We start from the raw sequence: 23,999 nt of genomic DNA on the forward strand, positions 1-23,999 counted from the left end.
TATCGCGAGCAGGCTCACTCCTACAGTTGATTTGTGCGGGGCTGACGATCAGGCCAGGACGGGCAGGGCGCCCATCTTGCCGTGGCAATACACCAGCGGGCCGGTGTGCTGCTCGGGGACGATCAGGTTCTTCACCGCGCCGACCATGATGGCGTGGTCGCCGCCTTCATATTCGCGCCACAGTTCACATTCGATGATAGCTGTCGCGTTGGCGAGGATCGGGTTACCCAGTTCGCTCAAGGTCCACTCGATGCCTTGGGCCTTGTCTTTGCCTTTGCGGGCGAAGGCGTAGGCCTCGCTTTGCTGGCCGCCGGACAGAACGTGGATGGCAAAGCGTTTGTTTTTGATCAGCACCGGGTAGGAATCAGAACTGTAGTTGGGGCAGAACAGCACCAGCGCCGGGTCCATCGACAGCGAGCTGAACGCGCTGGCAGTCAGGCCGACGATCTGACCGTCATCGTCCAGGGTGGTGATAACGGTTACGCCGGACGGGAACGAGCCCATGACTTGTTTGTAGATGGCGGCATCGATCATTGGTCGGTCCTCGGGTGTGGTGCTGCTGTTTTTATGTGTTTGTTGGTCTGATGGTATACCAGTATTCGATCTTTGCAAGGCCTTTTAAGCTGAACCGATAAACGTGCTGCGTTCGTCGGAAACTCAGTATTTACGGGGCTTGCGGCTGGTCTGCACGCCACGGTTTCAGCGAGGATGGCGTATCAGTTGGCACCGCAAACTACGGATCAGTCTTGTGAATTGTTTGGAATACCATAATATGGTCTGCATCTGAGGGGCGGCCAGAGAGTCCCCCCGGTTTGGCTTCAAACAACGATAAGAACAGACAAACTCGAGTTCATGCATATGTCCCAGATGTCCCGGCAAGATCCGTTGATCGAGAACCATACGGTCGACTACGTCCCACTCGCGGAACGCCACGGGAAGGCCCGCGACCTGTTCACCCTTTGGTTCAGCACCAACATTGCGCCACTGCCCATCGTCACCGGCGCCATGGTGGTTCAGGTGTTCCATCTCGATTTGCTTTGGGGGCTGCTGGCGATTGCGCTGGGGCACCTGATCGGCGGTGTGGTGATCGCGCTGGCGTCGGCGCAAGGCCCGCGTATGGGCATTCCGCAAATGGTCCAGAGTCGCGGCCAGTTCGGTCGTTACGGCGCGCTGCTGATCGTGTTCTTCGCCGCGCTGATCTACATCGGTTTCTTTATTTCCAACATCGTCCTGGCGGGTAAATCCATCGTCGGCATTGCGCCGTCGGTGCCGGCGCCGCTGAGCATTCTGATCGGTGCATTGGCGGCCACGGCGATCGGCGTGATCGGCTACAACTTCATTCACACGCTGAACCGCATCGGCACCTGGGTGATGGGCAGTGCGTTGCTGGCCGGGTTCATCTATATCTTTGCCCATGACTTGCCGGCGGACTTTCTCACTCGCGGCAGTTTCAACTTGTCCGGTTGGCTGGCAACGGTGTCGCTGGGGATCATCTGGCAGATCAGTTTCTCGCCGTACGTGTCCGATTACTCGCGTTACCTGCCGGCGGATATCGGCATTGCCAAGCCGTTCTGGGCGACTTATCTGGGCGCGACGCTGGGCACGATTCTGTCGTTCAGCTTCGGTGCGGTTGCTGTGCTGGCGACCCCGGAAGGCACCGAAGCGATGGTCGCGGTCAAGCAATCGACCGGGTGGCTGGGGCCGATTCTGATGGTGCTGTTCCTGCTGAATATCATCAGCCACAACGCGCTGAATCTGTATGGCGCGGTGCTCTCGATCATCACCTCGATCCAGACCTTCGCCAGCCAATGGACGCCGAGCATCAAGGTGCGCGTCGTGTTGTCGAGCGTGGTGCTCGCCGGTTGCTGCGTGGTCGCGCTGGGTGCGTCGGCGGATTTCATTTCCGAGTTCATCGGTTTGATTCTGGCGCTGTTGTTGGTGCTGGTGCCGTGGGCGTCGATCAACCTGATCGACTTCTACCTGATCAAGCGCGGCTGCTACGACATCAGCTCGATCTTCCGCGCCGATGGCGGGGTTTACGGGCGCTTCAACCTGCACGCGATCATCGCTTATTTCATCGGCATCCTCGTGCAACTGCCATTCGCCAACACGTCGCTGTATGTCGGACCGTACGCCAATCTGGTTGAGGGTGCGGACTTGTCCTGGCTGGTGGGCCTGGTTGTCACCGTGCCGTTGTATTACTGCTTGGCAACACGCAGCCAGACACAGCAGAGCAGGGCGGCGAGATTGGGTTACACCGACTGAGCTGATCTGTTACTCAACAATGCCCGGCCAAGTGCCGGGCATTGTTGTTTCCGCATCCCGGCGGTCAATCAAATTGGCCACATCGATCCCCTTTTGGCCCATCCCCCACTGTGCTCCAGCTACGCTGTCAGCAAGAATCAAAACCATAACCAGACGCTGAACCTTTTTTACCCTTGGCTACCTTTACAGCCGCTGCCGTGTACAGAACATAAAAACCATCGAACTCACGCTGCCTTTTGGGGAACAACCATGGTCACGATGAAACGCATTCTGGGTGCCACTGTGTGTGGGCTGACGCTGCTGGCCGGGGCCGTCCAGGCTGAGCAACGCGAACTCCGCGTGTACAACTGGGCGGATTACATCCTGCCGTCCGTGCCCAAGGATTTCGCCGCAAAAAGCGGCATCAAAGTGACCTGGGACACCTTCGACACCAACGAATCCTTGGAAGCCAAACTGCTGACCGGCAACTCTGGTTACGACCTGGTGGTGCCGTCGAACCAGTTCCTCGAAACGCAGATCAAGGCTGGCGTGTTTCAGAAACTCGATAAATCGAAGCTGCCGAACTGGAGCCACCAGGATCCGGAACTGTTGAAACTGCTGGGCAAGAACGATCCGGGCAACCAGTACGGCGTGCCTTACATGGTCGGCACCGTGCTGATCGGCTTCAACCCGGCCAAGGTCAAAGCCGCACTGGGTGACAACGCGCCGGTGGACAGCTGGGATCTGGTGTTCAAACCGGAGAACATGGAAAAGCTCAAATCCTGCGGCGTGGCGATGCTCGATTCGCCGACGGAAATCCTGCCGCTGGCCCTGCATTATCTTGGCCTTGACCCGAACAGCCAGAACCCCGCCGACTATGAAAAAGCCAAGGAGTTGATGCTCAAGGTTCGTCCGTACGTGACCTATTTCAACTCGGCCAAGTACATGACTGACATCGCCAACGGCGACATCTGCGTGGCCATCGGTTACTCCGGCAGTTTCTACCAGTTTGGTAACCGCGCCAAAGAGGCCGGCAACGGTGTGGTGGTCGACTGGCGCTTGCCGAAGGAAGGCGCACCGATCTGGTTCGACACCTTCGCCATTCCGAAGAGCGCGAAGAACGTCACCGAGGCGCATGAGTTCCTCAACAACCTGCTCGACCCGAAAGTGATCGCGCCGATCAGCGACTTCCTCGGTTACCCGAATGCGAACAAGGATTCGATGCCGCTGATCAACAAGGAAATCACCGACAACCCGAACCTGACGCCGACCCCGGAAGCGCTGAAAAACCTCTACGTTGTGCAGCCGTTGCCGCAGAAACTTGAGCGTGTGCGTACACGGGTGTGGACCAGCATCAAGTCCGATAAGTAACCACCACCGCAATCCAAATGTGGGAGCGAGCCTGCTCGCGAAAGGGGAGTGTCATTCAACTTCGATGTTGACTGGTCCGACGCCTTCGCGAGCAGGCTCGCTCCCACAGGGTTTTGTGCGGTGTCATTCAGTGCTGCGGTCGCTCTCTCTGGTGGTCAATAGGCTCAGCAAAACCGAACTCAGGATGACCCCGCCCACCACCGCCAGCGACCACTCCACCGGCATGTGCAACCACGGCATCAACACCATCTTGCCGCCGATAAACACCAGCACAATCGCCAGCCCATACTTGAGCAAATGAAAGCGGTCCGCCATGTCCGCCAGCAGGAAGTACAGCGCGCGCAGGCCCATGATCGCGAAGATGTTCGAAGTGAAGACAATGAACGGGTCTGTCGTCACGGCGAAGATCGCCGGGATGCTGTCCACCGCGAACATCAGGTCACTGGCCTCGATCAGCACCAGCACCAGAAACATCGGCGTGGCCCAGCGCACGCCGTTCTGCAGGACGAAAAACCGTTCGCCATGAAACCCGCTGGTGATGCGCATATGCCCGCGCACCCAGCGCAGCAACGGATTCTTGTCCAGGTCCGGTTGGTGGTCGGCAAACACCAGCATCTTGATCCCGGTGAAGATCAGGAACACGCCGAACGCATACAGCAGCCATTCAAACTGCGACACCAGCCACACCCCGGCAAAAATCATCACCGCGCGCATCACGATCGCCCCGAGCACGCCGTACAGCAGCACCCGCCGCTGTAACTCCGGCGGCACGGCGAAGTAACTGAAGATCATCACGAAGACGAACATATTGTCGATCGACAGCGACTGCTCGATCAGATAACCAGTGAGGAATTCGAGGGTCTTCTCCCGCGCGATTTCAGCGCCGAACGCGCCGTGCAGATACCACCAGAGCAGCGCCGCGAAACTCAGTGCCAGCAAGCACCAGGCGATGACCCAGGACAAGGCTTCGCGCACTGAGACCCGATGCGCCTTGCGCCCACCGAAGACAAACAGGTCCAATGCCAGCATGGCAAGCACGAAGACGATGAAGGCGGCCCACATCCACGGTTCGCCGATATTGATGTTTGTGGCTGGCATGTCACGCTCCCTGTCTATTCTTCGATTGGGGTCAGACGAGGCCATGCTAGCGACGGGATTGCCGCAAAGAAAAATCGTTTATTTCTGCGCAACAGTTCGATAAAAACGAACTATCCGCCCTCGTTAACAGCTCGGGCACTTTTTACGGAGCAATGTTTTCAACGATGAATACCGACATTCTCGAACCTCAAGCGGTGTGCAGTCCGATCACCAGCAGCGCGATTTTCATCGTCGCGACGTTGAATCCGGGGGCTGAAGCCGCGCAAACCGTCAAAGACTGGTGCGGCGATGTCGCCGGGCTGGTGCGCTCGGTTGGCAAGCGTGTACCGACCGGCAATCTGACTTGCATCTGCGGCTTTTCCTCGAACGCCTGGGATCGCCTGTTTGGCCATCCGCGCCCGGCGTCGCTGCACGGTTTTCGCGAATTTGGCGGGGAAGGGCGACATGCCCCGGCAACCCCGGGTGATCTCCTGCTGCACATTCGCGCCGATCAAATGGACCTGTGTTTTGAACTGGCCACGCAGATCATGGCGGTTCTCGGCGATGCGGTGACCGTGGTCGACGAAGTGCAGGGTTTTCGCTATTTCGACATGCGCAGCATCATCGGTTTTGTCGACGGCACGGAAAACCCGGTCGGGCGCAAAGCGCTCAACTTCGCCATCGTCGGTGACGAAGACCCCGACTTCAGCGGCGGCAGTTACGTGCTGGTGCAGAAGTACCTGCACAACATGACCGCATGGAACGGCTTGAGCGTTGAAGCGCAGGAACGCGTGATTGGTCGCACGAAACTCTCCGATATCGAACTGGATGACGCGGTCAAACCGAGCAACTCGCACAGCGCACTGACCACTATCACCAACGCAGCCGGCGAGGAAGTGAAAATCCTCCGTGACAACATGCCGTTCGGCCGTCCGGGAGCAGGGGAGTTCGGCACGTTCTTCATCGGTTACGCGCGCTCGCCCGAGCCGATGGAGCAGATGCTGGAAAACATGTTCGTCGGCAAGCCACCGGGTAACTACGACAAGTTGCTGGATTTCAGCACGGCGGTTACCGGCAGCCTTTATTTCGTGCCGTCAGCGGACTTGCTGGAAGAACTGGCGGATCGCTGATCAGCGAAAAAACTCCCCCGGCGTTTCACCAAACTGCTGTCGAAACGCCGCGATAAACGCCGACGTCGAGTCGTAACCACAGGCCAGCGCAACATCGGTAACGCGTTCACCTTTCTCCAACGGCGTCAGTGCGCCAAGCAGGCGCAAGCGCTGGCGCCAGGCGCGGAAGGTCAGGCCGGTGTCGCGCAGAAACAGACGGGTGAGGGTCTTTTCGGTGACGCCGAACTTCTCGCTCCAGTGGCTCAGCGTGGTCTGCTGTTCCGGATGTTGTTCCAGGCTCTGGTAGATCTGCTTCAAGCGGGCGTCTTGCGGCAACGGCAACATCAGGTCGATCTGCGGCGCTTCGGCCAGTTGATCGAGGATCACTTGGGCGAGACGTCCATGCGGGCCGCTCTGGTCGTATTCCACCGGGACCTGACTGAACGCGCGGATCAGTTCTCTGAGCAGATCGCTGACGCCGAGCACGTGACAACGCTCGATTGCCCATCCGGCGACGCTGCAATCGATGTACAGGCTGCGCATTTCGGTGTGCGGCGAGCTGAACACCCGATGCGGCACGCCCGCCGGGATCCACACCGCGCGCTCCGGTGGGGCGACGAAACGGCCGGCGCTGGTCTGTATTTCCAGCACACCCTGAATCGCGTAGGACAACTGCACCCACGGGTGACTGTGGCGCCGAGTAAGGGCGCGATTGGGCAGCGATTCGGTGCGCCCGTAGAGTGGACGCGGCAGGCTGGGCAGCCCGGGAATGCTGCGGCGCACGCTTTTGTCATGTCCTTTAGGCGGCATCTTGTGGCCCTTCGGCGTTAGTCGGTAATTGGCAGTCACGTTAGAGTCGTCGGCACGCACTGGCAACCCCCGGATGAACCGACCATGACTCGCCCCCGCTTTTTGCCCGACAACTTCACCCTGACGCTGATCGGCGTCGTATTGCTGGCCAGCTTCCTGCCGGCCAGCGGCCAGGTCGCCGTCGGCTTCGGCTGGCTGACCAACATCGCCATCGCGCTGCTGTTTTTCCTGCATGGCGCCAAGCTCTCGCGCGAATCGATCATTGCCGGCGCCGGACACTGGCGCCTGCATTTGCTGGTGTTTGGCCTGACGTTTGTCCTTTTCCCGTTACTGGGCCTGGCGCTGAAACCGCTGCTGTCACCGCTGATCGGCGACAAGCTGTACATGGGCATGCTCTACCTGTGCGCACTGCCGGCCACGGTGCAGTCGGCGATCGCGTTCACCTCGCTGGCCCGGGGCAACATTCCGGCGGCGATCTGCAGCGCGGCGGCATCGAGCCTGTTCGGGATTTTCCTCACGCCGCTGTTGGTCACGTTGCTGCTCGACGTCCACGGTGATGGTGGTTCGACGCTGGATGCGATCCTGAAAATCAGCGTGCAATTGCTCCTGCCATTCATTGCCGGACAGATCGCCCGGCGCTGGATCGGCGCGTGGGTCGGACGCAACAAGAACTGGCTGAAGTTCGTCGATCAGGGCTCGATTTTGCTGGTCGTCTACGGCGCGTTCAGCGAGGCCGTCAACGAAGGCATCTGGCATCAGATTCCGGTCGTTGATCTGCTGGGATTGGTGGTGGTCTGCTGCATTCTTTTGGCGCTGGTGCTGCTGGCGTCGACGTTGCTCGGCAAGGCATTCGGCTTCAGCCAGGAAGACCGCATCACCATTCTGTTCTGCGGTTCGAAAAAGAGCCTGGCCACCGGCGTGCCGATGGCGCAGGTGTTGTTTGCCGGCAGCACCATCGGCGTGCTGATCCTGCCGCTGATGCTGTTCCATCAGATCCAGTTGATGGTCTGTGCGGTGCTGGCGCAGCGCTACGCCAAGCGCCCGGAATCGGTGCCAGAGCTGATGGCACAAGTCGATCCATGACTCCGACTCGGGTCTATCGGAGCGCTGATGACGAAGTATTAGCCCGGTTGCACCGCGAATGCAGGTGGTCGCAAGGCGTCTTTCAGGCGCTTAGCTGAAACGTGCACCACGCCGCACTGTCGTTGCGCTCCTTTACTCCCACGGGTGCTCCGTCGTGGTAGATACGAACATCTGTAGTGGGCGAACGACTCCCTTTGGCGTTATTCGCGACGTGTACGACTGTGCGACCGACAGACAGAGCACGGAGCTTGGCACCGAGAATATGCCAACGGCCCATCAGTGAGTGGGCCGGATTCACCAGAACGTCAAAAGGCAGTTGGATTTCAGCTTTCGCCAAACCATCGGTGTTGAAGGCGTTGATTTCACCGCAGAGTATGAATGAGACCTCACGATGGCGGATCTTGAACGTCCGGCCCTGAAAACTCGATTCCAGTTGTCGCAAGTTTTCAGCGTTTGGGGCTTGAGCAAAAATCTGCTTTGGCATCCCGATGATTTCCGTCGGGGAAACGAGCCAGGGAGTGACTGATTGCTTCTTTCCCGACTCCAGGAAAACCTTGGTGCCGGGGTGGAGTACTTTCTGAATGGCCGCTGCAGCAGGAATGTTTTCTGCGAAGCCTGGCAGTACAACGAGGTCTGAACGAAGGGTCGATATCAGGTCGACAATAGACTGCGGTGTTGCGCTGTTCAACGGTGAAATGGCTGTGATTTTCATGCCTTTTTCTTCCTGAAATTATTGACGGCCAGTCCAGTGACGACGGTGTTTTGCCACTTCTCGACGAGCAATGCTCTACGGCAAAGATCGGCGCTGATTGGCGCTTGGCACGAGGCGGGCACAACGTTACAACACCGCGCTGCACCGTTGCCAGCAGCGATTGCACTTCATACGATGTCGTCGATCAGAATGTGGTTTACCCCACGGCTGCACTGCTCGATGCGCGCCTCAACCTTGTAGACATCGCGCAGCATCTGTTCGGTGATCACCTCATTGCTCGGGCCGCTCCCCTGACTGGTGCCATCAGCAATCACCAACACCTGATCGGCGAAGCGCAACGCCTGATTCAGATCATGGATGGCAATGAACACAATCACCTCGCGTTTGCGCGCGAGGCTGCGCATGAAGTTCAGCACTTGCACTTGTCGATGCATGTCGAGGGCGCTGGTCGGTTCGTCCATCAGCAGGATTTCCGGCTCGCGCACCAGCGTCTGGGCAATGGAGACCAACTGCTGCTGACCGCCGCTGAGTTCACCAAGGTTACGAAACGACAGCCCGGTGATGCCCAGCGCGGCGAGAATTTTGTCGACCAGTTTCAGCTCATCATCGTGGACCACCCAGCCTGGCGTCAGTTGCTTGCGCGCCAGCAGCACGGATTCGTACACCGTCAAACGCGCACTGGCATTCAGGCCTTGCGGCATGTAGCTGATACCGGTCGGGCCTTTTTTCGAGTCCTGCAAAATCACCTGCCCGGGGCCTTCGATCAGCCCGGCCATACGTTTGAACAACGTCGATTTGCCGGCCGCATTAGGCCCGACCACGGCAACCACCTGACCGCCAGAAAACGTTGCCGTCGAGACACCACGAATGATCTCGCGCTGACCGTAGCGGGCGCCGAGATTTTCCAGTTGCAGCGTCACCATGAGTTTTTCTTCCCGCCGAGAATCAGTGAAATGAAGAACGGCACGCCGATCAGTGAGGTGACCACGCCGATAGGGAAAATCGCACCGGGGATCAGGGTCTTGCTGACCACCGAACTGGCCGAGAGAATCAACGAGCCGGTGAGCAAGGAGGCCGGCAAAAAGAAGCGCTGATCTTCACCGATCAGCATGCGCGCGATGTGCGGCCCGACCAGTCCGATAAAGCCGATGGTGCCGACGAAGGCCACGGGAAACGAGGCGAGCAGGCTGACCATGATCAGCGTCTGAAAGCGCAGGCTGCGCACGTTGATGCCGAAACTGGCAGCCTTGTCGTCGCCCAGGCGCAGGGCGGTCAAGGCCCAGGCGCGTTTGGCGAAAATCGGCAGGGTGATCAGGATCACCAGACAAATCACCCCGAGTTTCGGCCAGGTGGCTTTGGTCAGGCTGCCCATGGTCCAGAACACCACGGCGGCGACGGCTTGCTCGGTGGCGAAGAACTGCACCAGCGCCAGCAGCGCATTGAAAGTGAATACCAGCGCGATGCCGAGCAGCACGATGGTTTCGGCAGTGACGCCACGGCGCATGCTCAGAAAGTGAATCAACAGCGCCGAGAGCATGGCCATGATGAAGGCGTTGAGCGGCACCATGAATTGCGCGGCCAGCGGGAACAACGCCACACCGAAGGCCAGGCCCAGCGCCGCGCCGAAACTGGCGGCGGCGGAAATACCCAAGGTGAACGGACTGGCCAGCGGGTTGTTGAGGATGGTCTGCATCTGCGCGCCGGCCAGCGACAGCGCCGCGCCGACCGCCACTGCCATCAGCGCCACCGGCAGACGAATGTCCCACATCACCACGCGCACTTGTGGAGACGCGCTGTCCGGTGAAAACAATGCGCCAAGCACTTCGCTGAAACTGTAACTCGCCGGGCCCAGTGCCAGATCGAGCAGCACACTGCACAGCAACAGAACCACCAGCCCTGCGAGGATCAGGCGTTTACGCAGCACCAGTCGCCGATAGGTTTCGCGCTGCACCTCGACGGTCTCGGTCAACGAACTCATGGTTTGACCTCAGGATTACGCAGGCTGACGAAGTAGCCCGGCTCATACGGCACAGGCAGAAAACGCTCGTGCAGTTCGCGGAAGGAGTCGTCCGGGTCGAGATCGGCAAACAGCTCCGGGTGAAACCATTTGGCCAATTGCTGAATGGCCACGAACTGATAAGGGCTGTTGTAGAACTGATGCCAGATGGCGTGGAAGGCTTGTGTCTCCTGAGCCTTGATCCCGGCGTAGGCCGGACGCTGCGTATACCACGCGAGTTTTTTCCGTGCCTGGTTCATGTCGGCGCCGGGCCCGACACCGACCCAGTGGCCACCGGGTGCAAAGGCTTCCCAGTTGGCCGTGGTGACCACCACGTGCGCCGGATTGGCGACGATGACCTGCTCGGGATTCAACTGGCCGAACGTGGTCGGGATGATCCCCCGGGCGATGTTGTTGCCGCCGGCCATGTCGACAAACAGACCAAAGTTCTCGTTGCCGAAACTCAGGCAGCAATCGTCGGTGTAGCCGCCAATGCGCTCAATGAACACGCTTGGACGCGGTGGGTGCTGTTTCTCGATGACGTCGGTGACGCGGTGAATCTGCTGGTTGCGAAAATCAATGAAGGCTTCGGCGCGTTGCTCTTTACCGAACAGTTTGCCGAACAGACGCATGGTCGGTTCGGTGTTCTGCATCGGGTTGTTGCGAAAGTCGACGTACACCACCGGGATGCCCAAAGCGTCGAGCTTCTCGATGTAGCGTGCATCTTCGGTGGCGTGCTGCGCTTCGATATTGAGGATGATCACATCCGGGCGCTGCGAGATCGCTTGTTCGATATCAAAGGTGCCGTCTTCAAAGCCGCCGAAGGTGGGGATTTTGGCAATGCCGGGGAATTTGCGCAGGTAGGCATTGTAGGTGTCCGGGTCGGACTGGATCAGGTCCTTGCGCCAGCCGACGATGCGTTCGATCGGATTCTGTGTGTCCAATGCGGCGACCAGATACAACTGCCGGCCTTCACCGAGGATGACCCGTCTGACCGGCAGATGCACCTTGACCTTGCGCCCGAGCAGATCGGTCACTTCGGTGCGCGCCGTATCCGCTTCGGTGGCGTTTGCATTGCGCGGCGCCAGCGCAGACAGGCTCAGCAGTCCTGCCAGTAACAGCGCAGCCAACGCGAGGCTGCGTCGATCGAAAATCACCATGGTCAAAGCCTTTGCAAAGGTCAGTTCGGCCAACGGCTCACACCGCTGTCCGGCTGAACGTTTCAGAAATCGACAGTCGCCGACAGTAATAAGGTGCGCGGTGAGCCTTGGGAGAACGCGCCGTAGGAAGCGACGCCCGACCAGTACTCGTGATCGAACACGTTCTGCACGGTGGCGCGAAACGTGGTCGGTCGATCATCGATGCGCGTGCTGTAGCGGGCGCCGACATCGAAGCGGGTCCAGTCATCGAGTTTTTGTGTGTTGGCCTGGTTCACGTACTGGCTGCCGGTGTGGATCGCGCCTCCGGTCAGTGTCAGCCCTTCGACCCAAGAGGTGTCCCATTCGGCCCAGAGGTTGACCTGAACCTCGGGCACGCCGACCGGTTTGTTGCCGCGGTTGGCGGCCACGCCGGTTTTCGTCAGTTCGGCATTAAGCAGGGTCACGCCGCCGAGCAGGCGAGTGCCCGGCGTGACTTCGCCGAACACGTTCAGCTCCAGCCCGCGATTGCGTTGTTCGCCCTGCACCGAGAACACCCCGGAGGCCAGTTCGCCGCTGGGTTTGGTGATCTGAAACAGGCTGATGGTGGAGGTGAACGTGCCGTAATCGGCTTTGACCCCGAGTTCGTGCTGGCGGGAAACATAAGGGGCAAAGATCTCGCCAGCGTTGGACGCGGTGGAAGGCGCGATGTCGCCCTTGCTCAGCCCTTCGAGGTAGTTGTAGTAGAACGAAACGTGGTCCCAAGGCTTGATCACCGCGCCGAACAACGGGGTCGTCCGGCCGTCGTCGTAGGACGTGGTCACCACGCCGGCGGCGTTGTAGTTGTCGGATTTGATGTTCTGTTTGCGCAAGCCCAGGGTTACCTGCGCGCGGTCATCGAGAATCGACAGCGTGTCGGCAAGCGCCACGCCAGTCAGTTCGCTCTGCGAGACCTTCGGCGTATCCGGCTTGGGGATGTAAGGTTGCGGGCGATCCACCGGGTGATAAATGTTCGACAGGATCGGTGCGCCGGAAATGATCCCGCGCGACAACACATCGCGATAGCGACTGACCTGCACAGTGGTGCGGTGACTGATCGGCCCGGTATCGAAGCGCAGCCGCGCACCGGTATCAACGGTGTAACGCTCGACTTCGAACTTGTAGTAACCGGGGATCGATGAGGTGTCGCCTGCGGCATTGATAATGGTCGGCGTCTGGTCGGACATTCGCGCCACATCCGATTTGCCGCCGCCGGCATGGGCGAACACCGTCAATGCGTCGCTGAGGTCATATTCGCCGCTGAGCAGCGCCGATTTGTCACGGGTTTTCGACCAGCCCCAATCCTGACTGACGTTGCTGCGACCGTTGGCGGCGGAAGGAATGTCCACGCCCGGAGCAATCAGGAACGGCCGCGAAGCGGCGTCGAAGCTTTCTTTCTGGTTGAGCCAGTCGAAGGTTGTGCGCAGGCGTTCGCCCTGATAGTCGAGGGAAATCGCGCCGATGTCGACGTGGCGCGATTGATCGTCGATCGCTGTGTTGCCCAGTTGCGTACTGCCGTTGAAGCGCACACCAAAACGACGCTCTTCACCGAAACGTCGACTGACATCGAGATGGCCACCGGCCTGAGCATCCATGGCGTAACTGGCGGTGAAACGGGTCAGGTCTTCATCGAGGGAGCGTTTCGGCACCACGTTGATCACGCCGCCCACCGCGTTGTTGGGTGACATGCCGTAGAGCAGGGCGCCGGGGCCTTTGACCAGTTCGATGCGCTCGGCGTATTCGGTGAACACCCGATAGTTGGGCGCCACACCGTACACGCCGTCGAAGGCCAGTTCACCGAGGTTGCCTTCGCCGACGGGAAAGCCACGGATGAAGAACGAGTCGACAATCCCCCCGGTCTGGCCAGTGGAGCGCACTGAAGAATCACGTTCCAGCACATCGCCGACGGTGACGGCCTGTTGATCCTTGATCAGCGCCGAGGTGTAGGTGCTGACGCTGAATGGTGCGTCCATGACATCCGTATTGCCAAGAATGCCCAGGCGCCCGCCGTTGGCCACCTGGCCACCGGCATACACCTGCGGCAGGGCATCGCTGCGCTTGTCGGTGCCGATCACGGCGGTTTCATCCAGCGTCACCCGGCGCTGCACCAATGTGTAGCTGCCGTCGCTGCGCAAGACCATGTCCAGGCCACTGCCGGCCAGCAAGCGATTGACCGCCTCCTGCGTCGAGTAATTACCGATCAGCGCAGGGCTGGTCAGGCCTTCGGCCAGCGAGGGCTGGAACGACAGGGCAATGTTGGCGTCCACGGCGAAGCTCGACAGGGTCGCACCCAGCGGCCCAGCGGGAATGTTGTAGGCACGAACCGCGACAGCGTCCAGTTGCACCGGCACGGCGGCCAAGGCAAACGGGCAAACGGCACCGATCAGGACAAGGCTTAGCAACGCACTGCGAACAACGGGTTTGAGCTGACGTTCCGGGCGCAGGTGGCGTGCGGCAAGCATGGATGAATGAGCCTATGAACAGGACGAAAAGGTGCTTCTCCCCAATAGCCAGTCGAGATCGAAAAAAGTATCACCGCAGCGGCAATTATTTTTTCACTCAGGCCGGGGAGAGCATGACCCAGTAGCCATTCAAATGGCCGCTGACGAGGATCGGGTAGGTTTGCGCCAGCATGTTCAAGGTGCGCTGGCTGTCGCTGATCGGGTAGGCGCCGGAAATGCGCAGATCGGCAAGCGCCGGATCGAGGCGTACGAAACCGCGGCGATAGCGCGTCAGCTCGTTGACGAAATCGGCCAGGCGCATCTTGTCGGCCATCAGCATGCCTTGCGTCCAGGCACCGACATAACGGTCGGCAACGCTGAGCTGGCCGAAGGTGTCGGAAGAGAAATCAGTGCGTTGACCGGCGTTGACGATCAGCGGCGTGGTCTGGCGATTGTCCGCGAGCTCGACTTTGACCGCGCCTTCCAGCACGGCGAGGTGGGTGCGCGGTTGCAGTTCGCGCACGGTGAAACGCGTGCCCAGCGCCTGCATGCGACCTTGGCGGGTGCTGACCAGAAACGGTCGCGCCAACAGTGAAATGTCCGGCGCGGTCTGCACCAGTATTTCGCCTTCGCGCAGGTGGATGAGGCGTTGATTGGCGTCGAACAGCACGTCGATGGCGGTGTCGGTGTTCAGGGTGATTTTCGAGCCGTCGGCCAGGGTCAGCTCGCGTTGCTGGCCAACGGCAGTGCGATAGTCGGCTGACCATTGCTGCGACTCTGCCAGCTTCCAGCTGCCCCAACCGGCCGGCAGGATGGCCAGAATCATCGCCAGTTTGCCCAACGCCGCACGGCGCTCCGGGCTGCTCGGGCGATCGAGCGCCGACATCGCCAGTGACGGTGGCAGGCCGCCGAGTTTGCTCTGCAACAACTGCGCCCGCGCCCAGGCACGACCGCGCTCGGGCGTGCTGGCTTTCCAGTATTCCCATTCGCCGCGCTCGCTGTCGCTGAGTTCACCATCACTCATGCGGATCAACCAGTCGGCCGCTTCCTCGAGGGCCTGATGATCAAGGTGTGGTTCATTGCGCCGTGCGAGCATTTACTCCACCAGCAACAGGCACTGCACGAAGGCTTGCTTCATGTAGCGTTTGACGGTGATCAGCGACAAGCCCAACTGCTCGGCAATGTCGTCGTATTTAAGGCCGCTGATCTGCGACAACAGAAAGGCGCGTTTGACCAGCAGCGGCAGGGCGTCGAGCATCGCGTCGATTTCGTGCAGGGTTTCCAGCACCATGAAACGCACTTCCGGCGAAGGCACTTCCGGCGCCGGCACATGGGCGAGGGCGTCCAGGTAGGCACGTTCCAGCGCCTTGCGTTGATACCAGTTGACCAGAATGCCTTTGGCCACGCAGCTCAGATACGCGCGCGGCTGCTCAATGACGGTGACTTGCGAGGCTAGGATGCGCGTGAAGGTGTCCTGCGCCAGATCCGCCGCATCCATGGAGTTTCCCAGTTTTTTCTCAGCGTCGCGTACAGCCAGCCGTGATGGCCGCTGTACAGGGCTTCGATCGCGCGCAGGTGATTGGCATTATTCGCGGGAAGGGTTTCGCTCATGGCTGCAGATTTTCATGCAATTGAGAAGTATTCCCAATGCTAGTTTACAACCCCTCTTTGACGCAAGCGCCGATTGGCGTCCTGCTCAGGCACCCTGCAAACCGCGCAGTGCAGCAACCATTGTGTCGATTTCCGCCTCAGTGTTGTACGCATGCACCGACGCACGGCTGACCTCCAGCAAGTCCCTGTGCTGCATGTCGAGCAGGGTCGAACGGAACGTCGAGGTGCTGACGTTGATGCGCTTTTCCTGGCCGGCCAGCCACTGCTGAACGTGCGCGGCGCTGCTGTCGCGATGAGTAAACGTGACGATGCCGGACTTCTGCACCCCGAGGTCTCGCGGCGTGATACCGGGGATATCTGTCAGTTGCCGGCGCAGGTAATCAGCCAATTGCTGAATCCGCTGCCACATCGGTTCGATGCCTTGCGCCAGCGCGTATTCCACCGCCGCACCGAGGCCCAGCTTGGCGGCGACGTTGCATTCCCAATTCTCGAAACGTCGGGCATCGCCGCGGATTTCGAACGTCTCGGCGTCCTGCAATGAGGCGGCATGCAAATCGAGAAATGCCGGTTCCAGGTTCTGGCACAGGGACTTTTCGACATACAAGAAGCCCATCCCGCGCGGCCCGCGCAGGTATTTGCGACTGGTGGCCGCGAGCATATGACAGCCGATTTTTTGCACGTCGATCGGCATCTGCCCGACACCCTGACAGGCATCGAGCAGAAACAGCACGCCAGCCGAACGGGCGAGGGCACCGATCTGCTCGATGGGTTGCACCGGGCCGCCATTGGTGGCGATCACCGGCAGGGAAATCAGCGCAACCCGATCATCGTCGAGCATGGCCGTTAGTGCCGACATGGAAACCTGGCCGTGTTCATCGTTAGGAATGACCCGAATCTCGATACCACGCCGCTGCTTCATTTGCAGATAAGGAATGTAGTTGCCGGCGTATTCGGTGGTCGATGTCAGCACTACATCGCCGGGTTGCAGCGGTAACGAATAGAACGCCATGTCCCAGGCGCGGGTCGCGTTCTCGATCACCGCAATTTCGTCAGGCTGAGCGTTGATCAATTGCCCGATGGCGGCGTAGACATTTTCCACTTCGGCCGATTGCTGCCCGGCGGCTTCGTAGCCGCCCAGAGTCGCTTCAAGCTGAATATGACGGGTCATGGTCTCGATCACCGGCGCGGGCATCAGCGCCGCGCCGGCATTATTGAAGTGGATCAGTTGCGCGACGGCGGGGGTGTGGGCGCGCAGTTGTTCAATGTTCAAAAGCAGACTCCTTTCATTCCCCGTCCGGGGCAGGGCTCGGTTGCATCGCCGCCGGCCAGTAGCGCAACGCGACGATCGGGATCAGTGCGACGACGTAAGCGAGGCAAACAAACAGATAGGTGTACTGCAAACCGTAGACCTGACTGAGCAGGCCGCCGGCGGAAATCCCCGCAATCGAAGCGAATTGCGCAGTGCCCTGAGCGATGCCCAGTACATGACCCTGTTGCGAGCTATCGGCGGTCTTCGAGATCAGCGCCATCAACACCGGCGTTGTTGCACCGAGCAGTACGCCCCAGATGAAGTAGGCGACCACGAACACCAGCGGGTTGTGAGTGATTCCCGCCACCGCAGTGAGGACGATGCAGCCGATGACCACGTAAGTCATGCGCTGCAAGGTGTCCTGCTGACCACGGTGTTCGAAATAACGCGACCACGCCGTGGCCGACAGAATGAAGCCCAGCGCCAGCAAGCCGTAGCAGAGACCGACCACCGAATTGCTGACCTCGAACACCGAGCTGACATACAGCGAAAACGAGGTCTGCGGCAGCATCCGCGCCAGCAACAGAATACCCATCACACCGAGCAGCGACAGCAATGGCGAGCCTTGCCAGAGGCTGCCGGAACGAACCGGCGCAGTTTTGTCGACGATCACGGCTTTCTTCACCGGCGGCACGTCCGGCAAGGTCACGGCGGCGATCACGGTACACACCGCACACAGCGCCGAAGCGATGATGTTGATCCAGAAGAACGTCGCGTAATCGAGGATCAAGCCGCCGACCACCGCACCCAGCAGCGAGCCGACATTGGTCGAGATTTGCAGAATGGCGAACAGCCGAGCGCGCCGCGACGGCGCTTCAATGCTGACGCCATAGGCCTGTGCCGGCGCGATATAGCCGGCAAACGCGCCTTGCAGAAAACGCAGGATCAGAATCACCCAGATATCACTGAAGAGCGCCAGCCCAAGCTGGGTCAACGACAAGCCGGCGAGGGCGCGGATCATCATCAACTTGTGGCCGTAGCGATCACCGATCCGGCCCCAGAATGCACTGGTGAGAATAATGCCCAGCATCGGCCCGACGTACACGGCGATGCTGGCGAAGCTGAAAAGCGACTCTGACGTCGTCAGCCCACGCAGGTGGACAGGCCAGAACGGCCCGCTCATTTCCATCGCGCCCATCGATACCAGCTGGATCGCAAATAGAAGATAAATCAGGATTCTTACTCTCGAACCCTGGATGGCACCTGCTTGGGACATGAGTCAGCCTCGGTTAAACGCTAGCGAGCGGGTTGGTCAGGGTGTGTTGCAAACGATAGTTGCTGTACTGCATCAAGTGCATGCGCAACAACGAACGGGTTGGCCAAGCCTCTTCGACGAACGCCTTGTGCTCGGTTTCCCACACGTCTGCCGCGACCCGGTCACGCACCGCTTCGAAGGCGAGGTCGGTTTCCTCGCGCAACACCTGCCAGAGCCGCGTGTTGTTGAAAGCGTATTCCTTGGTCAGCCACAGGGCGATTTCATGCAGGTGCGTGAGGAACGCCGCGTCGAGCACAAACATGCGTACTGGCTCGATATCACCGGAGAATACTGTCGGCAGAATACCCGGCTGCACGTGCGGTTGCAGGCTGTAACCACGGCCCTCGAGCAACGGCGCGTAAGTGCGGCCATCGCCGAAATCGCGGATCAGCAGACTACGTGCTTTGCCGTCCGGGGAGAACAGCACCATGGTGTTTTGCTGGTGCGCCTCAAGGCCGATGCCGTACATCAAGTAGATCGCCACCACCGGGTGAGTCACCACTTTCGCGTACTCGCGAAACCAGTTCTCGACCTGCGCAGTATTGGCGCGCACACCGTCACGTTCAATCAGATCAGTGAACAGCGGACGACCGCTGCCGGGCAACCGGGTGAACAGTGAAGCCACGGTTATCGGCAGACACTTATCGTTGCGTTCGAACGCTGGTGCGCTGGCGCGATACACCACGGACAGATGACGGCCCGGGTGATCGTCCTGCGTCACCGCGTTTTTGTAACGCACACCGATTTCTTCCGGGAAGATTTCCAGGCGCTGATCGAAGCCGTTTTCCGTCTCGAGAATCTTGCTGATCACCGTACTGATGCGCGGACCCATGTGAATCGACTTGGCTTGCAGGCTGCGCAGTTCGCTGGTCATCCATACCGCGATGGGCAGTTTGATCAGCGGCGCGGATTCGTCCAGTACCGGCATCATCGTGCGATAGGACATGGTCGGCAGGGTTGGCAGGTCCGGGCCATCGGTGATCAGAATGCCGTCGGCGATTTCCTGCGCGAAGGTTTCCAGCACGTAGGCTTGTAAATGCCAGCTGTGGATCGGCAAGGGCAGCCACTGGTTTTCGTCCAGTCCCTTGCTGTTGAGCGAGGCTTTCCATTGCGCCCATTGCGTCGGGAAATGCTCGGCGAACCAGGCGCGGTAATCGATCACGTGCGGCATGCTTTCGCTTTTCGCGTTGTCGGCGCGCAGTGCGGCGATGCGCAGGGGCACCTGTGCGTTGAACTCGGGCGACAGTTGCTCGACCTCTTCATCGGTCAGGCCCGGGCGGGCTTTCCAGGTCGGGTAATAAGGATGGCCTTCCAGCGAACCCCACTGGTCGAGAAGAATGGCGGCGTCCTTGGTTTTGGCGTGCTGGCGCAAGTAATCAGTAAAGCTGTGCAGTCCTTGATCCTTGGCGGCTTGTGCCAGTCGGGCGTTCCAGTGCTGGCGATGCTGACGGGCGTGGGCGTCGTTGGTCAGGCTGTTTTCCATGTCGGACTTGAGCCCGGCCACGCCTTCGTCGGTCGGGGCGAAGTCGAAACTGTCGCGCAGCACATCGAGCATGTCCTGGTGGCTGGTGATGAGCTGGCGCACGCCTTCATCGGTCACCAACACCACGTCGCCGTCGTTGACCACGGTATCGGCCGGGCTTTTGGCGATGTCGGAAAAGGCCAGATGGGCGCGTCCGCCCTTGAGCGGGTAAGTCGCCTGGTGTCCCTCGACGGAAAAGCTCAGGGCCGAACGGTCGAGGATGTTTTCCGCAAACAGGCAACGCACCAGACGGCGCATGGCGTTTTTGCGGGAGTAGGCGATCAGTGTCTTGAAGTCATCCATATCAGCGGTCTGCTCATCGAAAATTGAATAAAAAGATCAAGCGGCGGCGCTTGTCGTGTGCGGCCATTGGCGCGGGAAATAGTCGAGTGCCGAGCCGCGCAGGCCTTCCATGTAGGCCACGCTCCACTGCAGGACTTCCTCGATGTAAGGCACCTTGAAGTCGAAACGCTTGGCCATTTCCACCAGCAGCACCAGGCCATAAGCGACGTCTTCGTTGAAGGCGCGGCTCTCGCGCTCGATCACGTAACCGGCGCGGTTGTCGGCGGCCGGCACCATCGGCGCGAGGATGTCGTTGTAAGCCTGATTGGTACGCAGGATCGAGAGCATGCTGCTCGGGTCGCGGATCTGCTCGCCGTAAGCCTCGACGATTTCCTGTTTCAGCGATTTCACCGAGGACAGGTCGATGCCCAGTCGCTGGCTGATCACCGCACACAGTTCCTGGCTTTCCTGATCCATGCGTTCAAGGAAATACGCGCCGAGTTCCGGGCATTCGGTCCACCAGCACATGCGTTGCGGGAAGATCTTGCGGTGCCACTGGCCGTAGGGGCCGATCAGGCCGTAGATCACCGAGCTGTGCATGATCGGGTTGCCCGGCGTCAGGGTGATTTCCAGAAAATGCTTGAGCATCGTCACGCACGGGCCGTACAGCCGCGTGAGTATTTTTTCCAATTGGCGGCGCGCGGTTTGTGGCTCCCGGGCGTGGGTCGCGACGTACAACTGGCTTTTGCCGCCGCCCATTTTGATCGAGCGTCCGGGGGTCAATTCGAACGCGGTGTGCGGCACATCCTTCATGCCCCAGATCACCACGTTCGGTCGATCGGGCAGGGTGGCTTCGGCCAGCCAGTCGAAACCGCAAAAACCGGGAATAGCGCCGATGAACACCGGTTTGCTGGTGGTCAGATGCGGCGCGATATCTTTCAACGTTTGCGGACGCGCATGGGCCGGCACGGTGATGATGACGATGTCGGCATCTTCCACCGCGGCTTTCGCGTCGCTGGTCACCCGGTCCAGTCGGGCGCTCAGCGACGAGCCGTCCGGCAACAAGGCCTGCATCGGCGTGTGACGGACGTGGTGTTCGATGACCTCCTGATTATGGGTGTGCATCGAAACCTGAACATTGGGTAGCTGCTTGAACAGGATGGCGTTGAGATGGCCGGTCCTGCCGCCACCACAGATGGCGACTTTCAACAGATTCATCGAGAGGCGTTCCTGTGTGAAGGGTGGGTCATGCGACGCTCAGTTGCAGCGGCGCGGAAACGCTGTCCAGCCAGTGGGTCTTGCCCAGCCAGGCGTCCAGTTGCGGGGCGATGCTCGGGTCGATCAGATCGCGCTCCTGCAGCCACTTGTCGTCGAACACGGTATGCAGGTATTTCTCGCCGCCGTCGGCAATCGGCACCACGACGTTGCCGCTCAGCACGCCTTTGTGGATCAACTCCAGTGCCTTGAAAATCGCACCGCCAGTGGAGCCGCCGACTAGCAAGGCGAAGTTGCGCGCGATATAGCGCGCGGTTTCGAACGCCTGCGAATCGGTGACTTGCACGCCCAGATCGATGCAGCTGTAGTCGAGCACCAGACCCACGGTGTCGCCGGCCGGTGTACCGGTGCCGGATTGGTAGTACGGGTAGCCGGGGTGACCGAAGACAATCGAACCGGCCGGCTCCACCGCGACGGTGACGGTGTCCGGGTTGTGCACTTTCAAGCCGCGCGCAATGCCGGTCATCGAACCGCCGGTGCCGACACAACCGACGTAAGCACCGACAACACCTTCAGCCTGCACAATGGTTTCGCGGACGAAATCGCTGTAACCGCCGGCATTGGCCGCATTGTCGGACTGGTTCATGAACACCGCGCCGGGAATCTCGCTCGCCAGCTCGGCGGCCATCTGTTGGCGCTCGACCACCGCGACTTCATCTTCGCGATAAGTGCCTTTGACGAAACGAATGTCGGCACCGAGGGCCTTCATCACGGCGATCTTGTCTTGCGCGGCGTGGTGATCGACTACGGCGATGAAATGCAGACCGAACTCGACCGCGGCCATGGCCAGACCAATCCCGGTATTGCCCGACGACGACTCGACAACGACACCGCCGGGTTTCAGGCGACCGGACTTGAGCGCCGCCAGCACCATGTTGCGCGCCATGCGGTCTTTGATACTGCCGCCGGGATTGTTCTTTTCAATCTTCAACAACAATCGCGCGTTGGTATCCGGAACATCGATGCCCAACATCGGTGTATTACCAATAAGGTCAGAGACTTTATTCAAGATCATTGCAATTGTTCCCTTTAGTAGTCAGGTGAAAACGCATAGTTACCTTCCGTACAACAGGTCGCCGTCAACCGCCGGGGCAGGGGATGGCGATGAAACTCGTTTTCCAGCAAGTCCATCTGGTAACCGGCGGTGTTGATATAAATCAATAGGTCACCGGTTTGCGGTGCCGTCGCAAAGTTGATCAGGCGATGGGTAATGACGTCATCGTCCAGGCAACTATGGCCGGCGATATAAGCCTGAGTCGGGGTGTTTGGCTGTTGTGTGGTGCTGATGAGTATCGGATCTACCAGATATTCCGAGGTAAACCAGGTTTCGCAAGCGCTGAAACTGCTGCCCTCCACGAAGATCACGGTTTTATTGTCAGCCAATTGTTTGCTGCGCGTGACGCGAAATACTGACATGGCGGCTTGATCGACCAGACTTCGGCCGGGTTCGAGTGCGAGCGTTATATTCTGAGCCTGCAAGTAATTGGCAATCGACAAACCCTGCGAATGCTCGGCTTCGAGCAATAATGTCAGCCATTGTGTCGCGGTCAGTTCACTGCCGTAAGGATAATAAGTGGCGGGAACTTTCTGGTTGTAATAGTGGCTCGGGTTATTGTCATTTTGCAGGAACTGAGCGTAGGTCTCAGGTTCGACATAACGAATCGGCAAGCCACCACCGATGTCGATCATCTGCGGATTCAAGCCCATTTCCCTGGCCGCTTCGATAAATCCGCTGACCTCGCGAAAGGCTTGTGCGCGGGATTCGAATCCATAGTCGCCGAGGTGAAAATGGAAACCTTCAAAGTGAAAAAGCTCAGGTTGTTCTGTTAACCGTTGCAGGCATTGCAGCAGGTCTTGCGAGCCCATTCCGAATCGGCTCTTCTGGCTGCTTTTCGGTCTGTAACGCAATAGAACTCTGGTTTTCGTCGGTCCTGGCTGTGTTGGAATCACGCTATGCAGGTGATCGAATTCCTCCCGCGAATCCACACAAATCAGTGAACCGGCGCTGATCAGCGCTTGATGGAAAACGGCTGTTTTGGCCGGTCCTGTGGCACAGATATTTGCGCCTGGCACACCTGCGCGCAGGGCAGCATTCAACTCGTGAATGCTCGACACATCGACGCCGATCCCCGAATTCGCTGCAGCGCCGAGCATGCATTGCGACTTGTTGGCCTTGGCCCCGTAGAAAATGGCATGGGGCACTTGGTATTGCTTCAACACGTTCAGCAGCGCTTGCGTGTTTAATTCAAACGCATGGGGCCAGACCAGATTTAACGGCGAGCCCTGTTGTTCCACCAAGTCTGTAAGTTTGTTCGGGAACTTGTTGATAAGCGTGGAAATAACCGGGTCGATCAGCGGCGTTAACATCTCCGGGTGAAGAACTTTATACGGCTGTTCAACAGCAGATTTATTTGTTGTAGGCATAGTTAACCCCTGGCGTCGAAAGTTGCGTCGCCATTGATAGTTCGAACACCGATCGTTATCGATGCAGGTCGTCTTTTTTACTCGTCAGCGTCGAGGCTTTAAACAACGTGGAGGCGGATGCCAAGTGAAATTCGTTATTGGATCTGTAGCCCTGATCGTAATAAATGGTTCACAAAACAATTGCATGAGAACCCCATTCCATAAGGTTTGTGCGGATGTACTGAATGGCCATTAGTTGCTGGCCATTGCCCTGTAGCAGCCTGTAGCTGATGTTTAAGTGACATCACTGACAGGTACTTTTGC

19 protein-coding genes and 2 pseudogenes are annotated in these 23,999 nt (G+C 59.3%); 4 read left to right on the top strand and 17 right to left on the bottom strand.

Translation table 11 applies throughout. From position 1 onward, the window contains the following. Window positions 1–48: 48 nt before the first annotated feature. On the bottom strand, window positions 49–534 hold the full coding sequence (locus tag AB4N44_RS29220; protein WP_003225754.1) for a flavin reductase family protein: 486 nt from the start codon (window positions 532–534) through the stop codon (window positions 49–51). 324 nt (window positions 535–858) lie between these two features. Between AB4N44_RS29220 and AB4N44_RS29225 the strand changes: the two genes are divergently transcribed. Together AB4N44_RS29225 and AB4N44_RS29230 are read left to right on the top strand one after the other, a co-directional pair. Next, the gene (locus tag AB4N44_RS29225; protein WP_160039509.1) at window positions 859–2,265 is read left to right on the top strand and encodes a purine-cytosine permease family protein; all 1,407 of its coding nucleotides are present in this window, start codon (window positions 859–861) and stop codon (window positions 2,263–2,265) included. 249 nt (window positions 2,266–2,514) lie between these two features. Next, complete coding sequence (locus tag AB4N44_RS29230) at window positions 2,515–3,615, top strand: polyamine ABC transporter substrate-binding protein (RefSeq protein ID WP_077573301.1); 1,101 nt, start codon at window positions 2,515–2,517, stop codon at window positions 3,613–3,615. Window positions 3,616–3,629: 14 nt separating this feature from the next. Here the strand turns inward: AB4N44_RS29230 and AB4N44_RS29235 are convergent. Continuing rightward, window positions 3,630–3,746 (bottom strand): annotated as a pseudogene (locus tag AB4N44_RS29235) (metal ABC transporter ATP-binding protein); the annotation flags it as partial. Further along, window positions 3,739–4,713: a TerC family protein gene (locus AB4N44_RS29240; protein WP_460110905.1), complete on the bottom strand. Its 975-nt coding sequence runs from the start codon at window positions 4,711–4,713 to the stop codon at window positions 3,739–3,741. The pseudogene AB4N44_RS29235 and the gene AB4N44_RS29240, both read right to left, overlap by 8 nt. A gap of 164 nt (window positions 4,714–4,877) precedes the next feature. Here AB4N44_RS29240 and AB4N44_RS29245 point away from each other — a divergent pair, with 164 nt between their 5' ends. Next, window positions 4,878–5,822: a Dyp-type peroxidase gene (locus AB4N44_RS29245; protein WP_460110903.1), complete on the top strand. Its 945-nt coding sequence runs from the start codon at window positions 4,878–4,880 to the stop codon at window positions 5,820–5,822. On the opposite strand, the gene AB4N44_RS29250 is transcribed toward AB4N44_RS29245, so the two are convergent. Beyond that, complete coding sequence (locus tag AB4N44_RS29250; protein WP_368967867.1) at window positions 5,823–6,611, bottom strand: AraC family transcriptional regulator; 789 nt, start codon at window positions 6,609–6,611, stop codon at window positions 5,823–5,825. Window positions 6,612–6,695: 84 nt separating this feature from the next. Between AB4N44_RS29250 and AB4N44_RS29255 the strand changes: the two genes are divergently transcribed. Then, the gene (locus AB4N44_RS29255) at window positions 6,696–7,694 is read left to right on the top strand and encodes a bile acid:sodium symporter family protein (RefSeq protein WP_110720925.1); all 999 of its coding nucleotides are present in this window, start codon (window positions 6,696–6,698) and stop codon (window positions 7,692–7,694) included. An 82-nt stretch (window positions 7,695–7,776) separates the two neighbouring features. Here AB4N44_RS29255 and AB4N44_RS29260 read toward each other — a convergent pair whose 3' ends face one another. The 13 genes and pseudogenes from AB4N44_RS29260 to AB4N44_RS29320 all read right to left on the bottom strand — a co-directional run bounded on the left by AB4N44_RS29260 (window position 7,777) and on the right by AB4N44_RS29320 (window position 23,696). Continuing rightward, the gene (locus tag AB4N44_RS29260) at window positions 7,777–8,406 is read right to left on the bottom strand and encodes a hypothetical protein (RefSeq protein WP_116029146.1); all 630 of its coding nucleotides are present in this window, start codon (window positions 8,404–8,406) and stop codon (window positions 7,777–7,779) included. 167 nt (window positions 8,407–8,573) lie between these two features. Next, a complete protein-coding gene (locus AB4N44_RS29265) occupies window positions 8,574–9,329 on the bottom strand; it encodes an ABC transporter ATP-binding protein (RefSeq protein WP_150751908.1) in 756 nt (251 codons plus the stop codon). Next, entirely contained in the window at window positions 9,323–10,384 is a 1,062-nt protein-coding gene (locus tag AB4N44_RS29270; protein WP_150751909.1) for a FecCD family ABC transporter permease, read from the bottom strand. Before AB4N44_RS29270 ends, AB4N44_RS29265 begins: the two co-directional genes overlap by 7 nt. Next, a complete protein-coding gene (locus AB4N44_RS29275; RefSeq protein ID WP_460110899.1) occupies window positions 10,381–11,562 on the bottom strand; it encodes an ABC transporter substrate-binding protein in 1,182 nt (393 codons plus the stop codon). Before AB4N44_RS29275 ends, AB4N44_RS29270 begins: the two co-directional genes overlap by 4 nt. 62 nt (window positions 11,563–11,624) lie before the next feature. Next, window positions 11,625–14,039 (bottom strand): TonB-dependent siderophore receptor, encoded by a 2,415-nt coding sequence (locus AB4N44_RS29280; RefSeq protein ID WP_455805682.1) that lies wholly within the window; start codon window positions 14,037–14,039, stop codon window positions 11,625–11,627. A gap of 97 nt (window positions 14,040–14,136) precedes the next feature. Then, window positions 14,137–15,114 (bottom strand): FecR domain-containing protein, encoded by a 978-nt coding sequence (locus tag AB4N44_RS29285; protein ID WP_150751912.1) that lies wholly within the window; start codon window positions 15,112–15,114, stop codon window positions 14,137–14,139. After that, window positions 15,115–15,629, bottom strand: a pseudogene (locus tag AB4N44_RS29290) (sigma-70 family RNA polymerase sigma factor). It lies immediately after the preceding gene. An 85-nt stretch (window positions 15,630–15,714) separates the two neighbouring features. Next, window positions 15,715–16,899, bottom strand: coding sequence for an aminotransferase class V-fold PLP-dependent enzyme (locus tag AB4N44_RS29295; RefSeq protein WP_150773863.1), 1,185 nt, complete (start codon window positions 16,897–16,899; stop codon window positions 15,715–15,717). Between the two features lie 13 nt (window positions 16,900–16,912). After that, window positions 16,913–18,154 (bottom strand): MFS transporter, encoded by a 1,242-nt coding sequence (locus AB4N44_RS29300; RefSeq protein WP_150751915.1) that lies wholly within the window; start codon window positions 18,152–18,154, stop codon window positions 16,913–16,915. Between the two features lie 13 nt (window positions 18,155–18,167). Next, complete coding sequence (locus AB4N44_RS29305; RefSeq protein WP_460110895.1) at window positions 18,168–20,018, bottom strand: IucA/IucC family protein; 1,851 nt, start codon at window positions 20,016–20,018, stop codon at window positions 18,168–18,170. Between the two features lie 36 nt (window positions 20,019–20,054). Continuing rightward, a complete protein-coding gene (locus AB4N44_RS29310; protein ID WP_150751917.1) occupies window positions 20,055–21,215 on the bottom strand; it encodes an NAD/NADP-dependent octopine/nopaline dehydrogenase family protein in 1,161 nt (386 codons plus the stop codon). Window positions 21,216–21,243: 28 nt separating this feature from the next. Further along, window positions 21,244–22,287: a PLP-dependent cysteine synthase family protein gene (locus AB4N44_RS29315; protein ID WP_077573287.1), complete on the bottom strand. Its 1,044-nt coding sequence runs from the start codon at window positions 22,285–22,287 to the stop codon at window positions 21,244–21,246. Window positions 22,288–22,301: 14 nt separating this feature from the next. Then, entirely contained in the window at window positions 22,302–23,696 is a 1,395-nt protein-coding gene (locus AB4N44_RS29320) for a Y4yA family PLP-dependent enzyme (protein ID WP_150773860.1), read from the bottom strand. Window positions 23,697–23,999: the final 303 nt, after the last annotated feature.

Source organism: Pseudomonas sp. S3_C06 (assembly GCF_054667675.1).

Coding starts and splice junctions, on each gene's coding strand:
- AB4N44_RS29220 (WP_003225754.1), bottom strand. CDS start 534: ATGATCGATGCCGCCATCTACAAACAAGTCATGGGCTCGTTCCCGTCC.
- AB4N44_RS29225 (WP_160039509.1), top strand. CDS start 859: ATGTCCCAGATGTCCCGGCAAGATCCGTTGATCGAGAACCATACGGTC.
- AB4N44_RS29230 (WP_077573301.1), top strand. CDS start 2,515: ATGGTCACGATGAAACGCATTCTGGGTGCCACTGTGTGTGGGCTGACG.
- AB4N44_RS29240 (WP_460110905.1), bottom strand. CDS start 4,713: ATGCCAGCCACAAACATCAATATCGGCGAACCGTGGATGTGGGCCGCC.
- AB4N44_RS29245 (WP_460110903.1), top strand. CDS start 4,878: ATGAATACCGACATTCTCGAACCTCAAGCGGTGTGCAGTCCGATCACC.
- AB4N44_RS29250 (WP_368967867.1), bottom strand. CDS start 6,611: ATGCCGCCTAAAGGACATGACAAAAGCGTGCGCCGCAGCATTCCCGGG.
- AB4N44_RS29255 (WP_110720925.1), top strand. CDS start 6,696: ATGACTCGCCCCCGCTTTTTGCCCGACAACTTCACCCTGACGCTGATC.
- AB4N44_RS29260 (WP_116029146.1), bottom strand. CDS start 8,406: ATGAAAATCACAGCCATTTCACCGTTGAACAGCGCAACACCGCAGTCT.
- AB4N44_RS29265 (WP_150751908.1), bottom strand. CDS start 9,329: ATGGTGACGCTGCAACTGGAAAATCTCGGCGCCCGCTACGGTCAGCGC.
- AB4N44_RS29270 (WP_150751909.1), bottom strand. CDS start 10,384: ATGAGTTCGTTGACCGAGACCGTCGAGGTGCAGCGCGAAACCTATCGG.
- AB4N44_RS29275 (WP_460110899.1), bottom strand. CDS start 11,562: ATGGTGATTTTCGATCGACGCAGCCTCGCGTTGGCTGCGCTGTTACTG.
- AB4N44_RS29280 (WP_455805682.1), bottom strand. CDS start 14,039: ATGCTTGCCGCACGCCACCTGCGCCCGGAACGTCAGCTCAAACCCGTT.
- AB4N44_RS29285 (WP_150751912.1), bottom strand. CDS start 15,114: ATGCTCGCACGGCGCAATGAACCACACCTTGATCATCAGGCCCTCGAG.
- AB4N44_RS29300 (WP_150751915.1), bottom strand. CDS start 18,154: ATGTCCCAAGCAGGTGCCATCCAGGGTTCGAGAGTAAGAATCCTGATT.
- AB4N44_RS29305 (WP_460110895.1), bottom strand. CDS start 20,018: ATGGATGACTTCAAGACACTGATCGCCTACTCCCGCAAAAACGCCATG.
- AB4N44_RS29310 (WP_150751917.1), bottom strand. CDS start 21,215: ATGAATCTGTTGAAAGTCGCCATCTGTGGTGGCGGCAGGACCGGCCAT.
- AB4N44_RS29315 (WP_077573287.1), bottom strand. CDS start 22,287: ATGATCTTGAATAAAGTCTCTGACCTTATTGGTAATACACCGATGTTG.
- AB4N44_RS29320 (WP_150773860.1), bottom strand. CDS start 23,696: ATGCCTACAACAAATAAATCTGCTGTTGAACAGCCGTATAAAGTTCTT.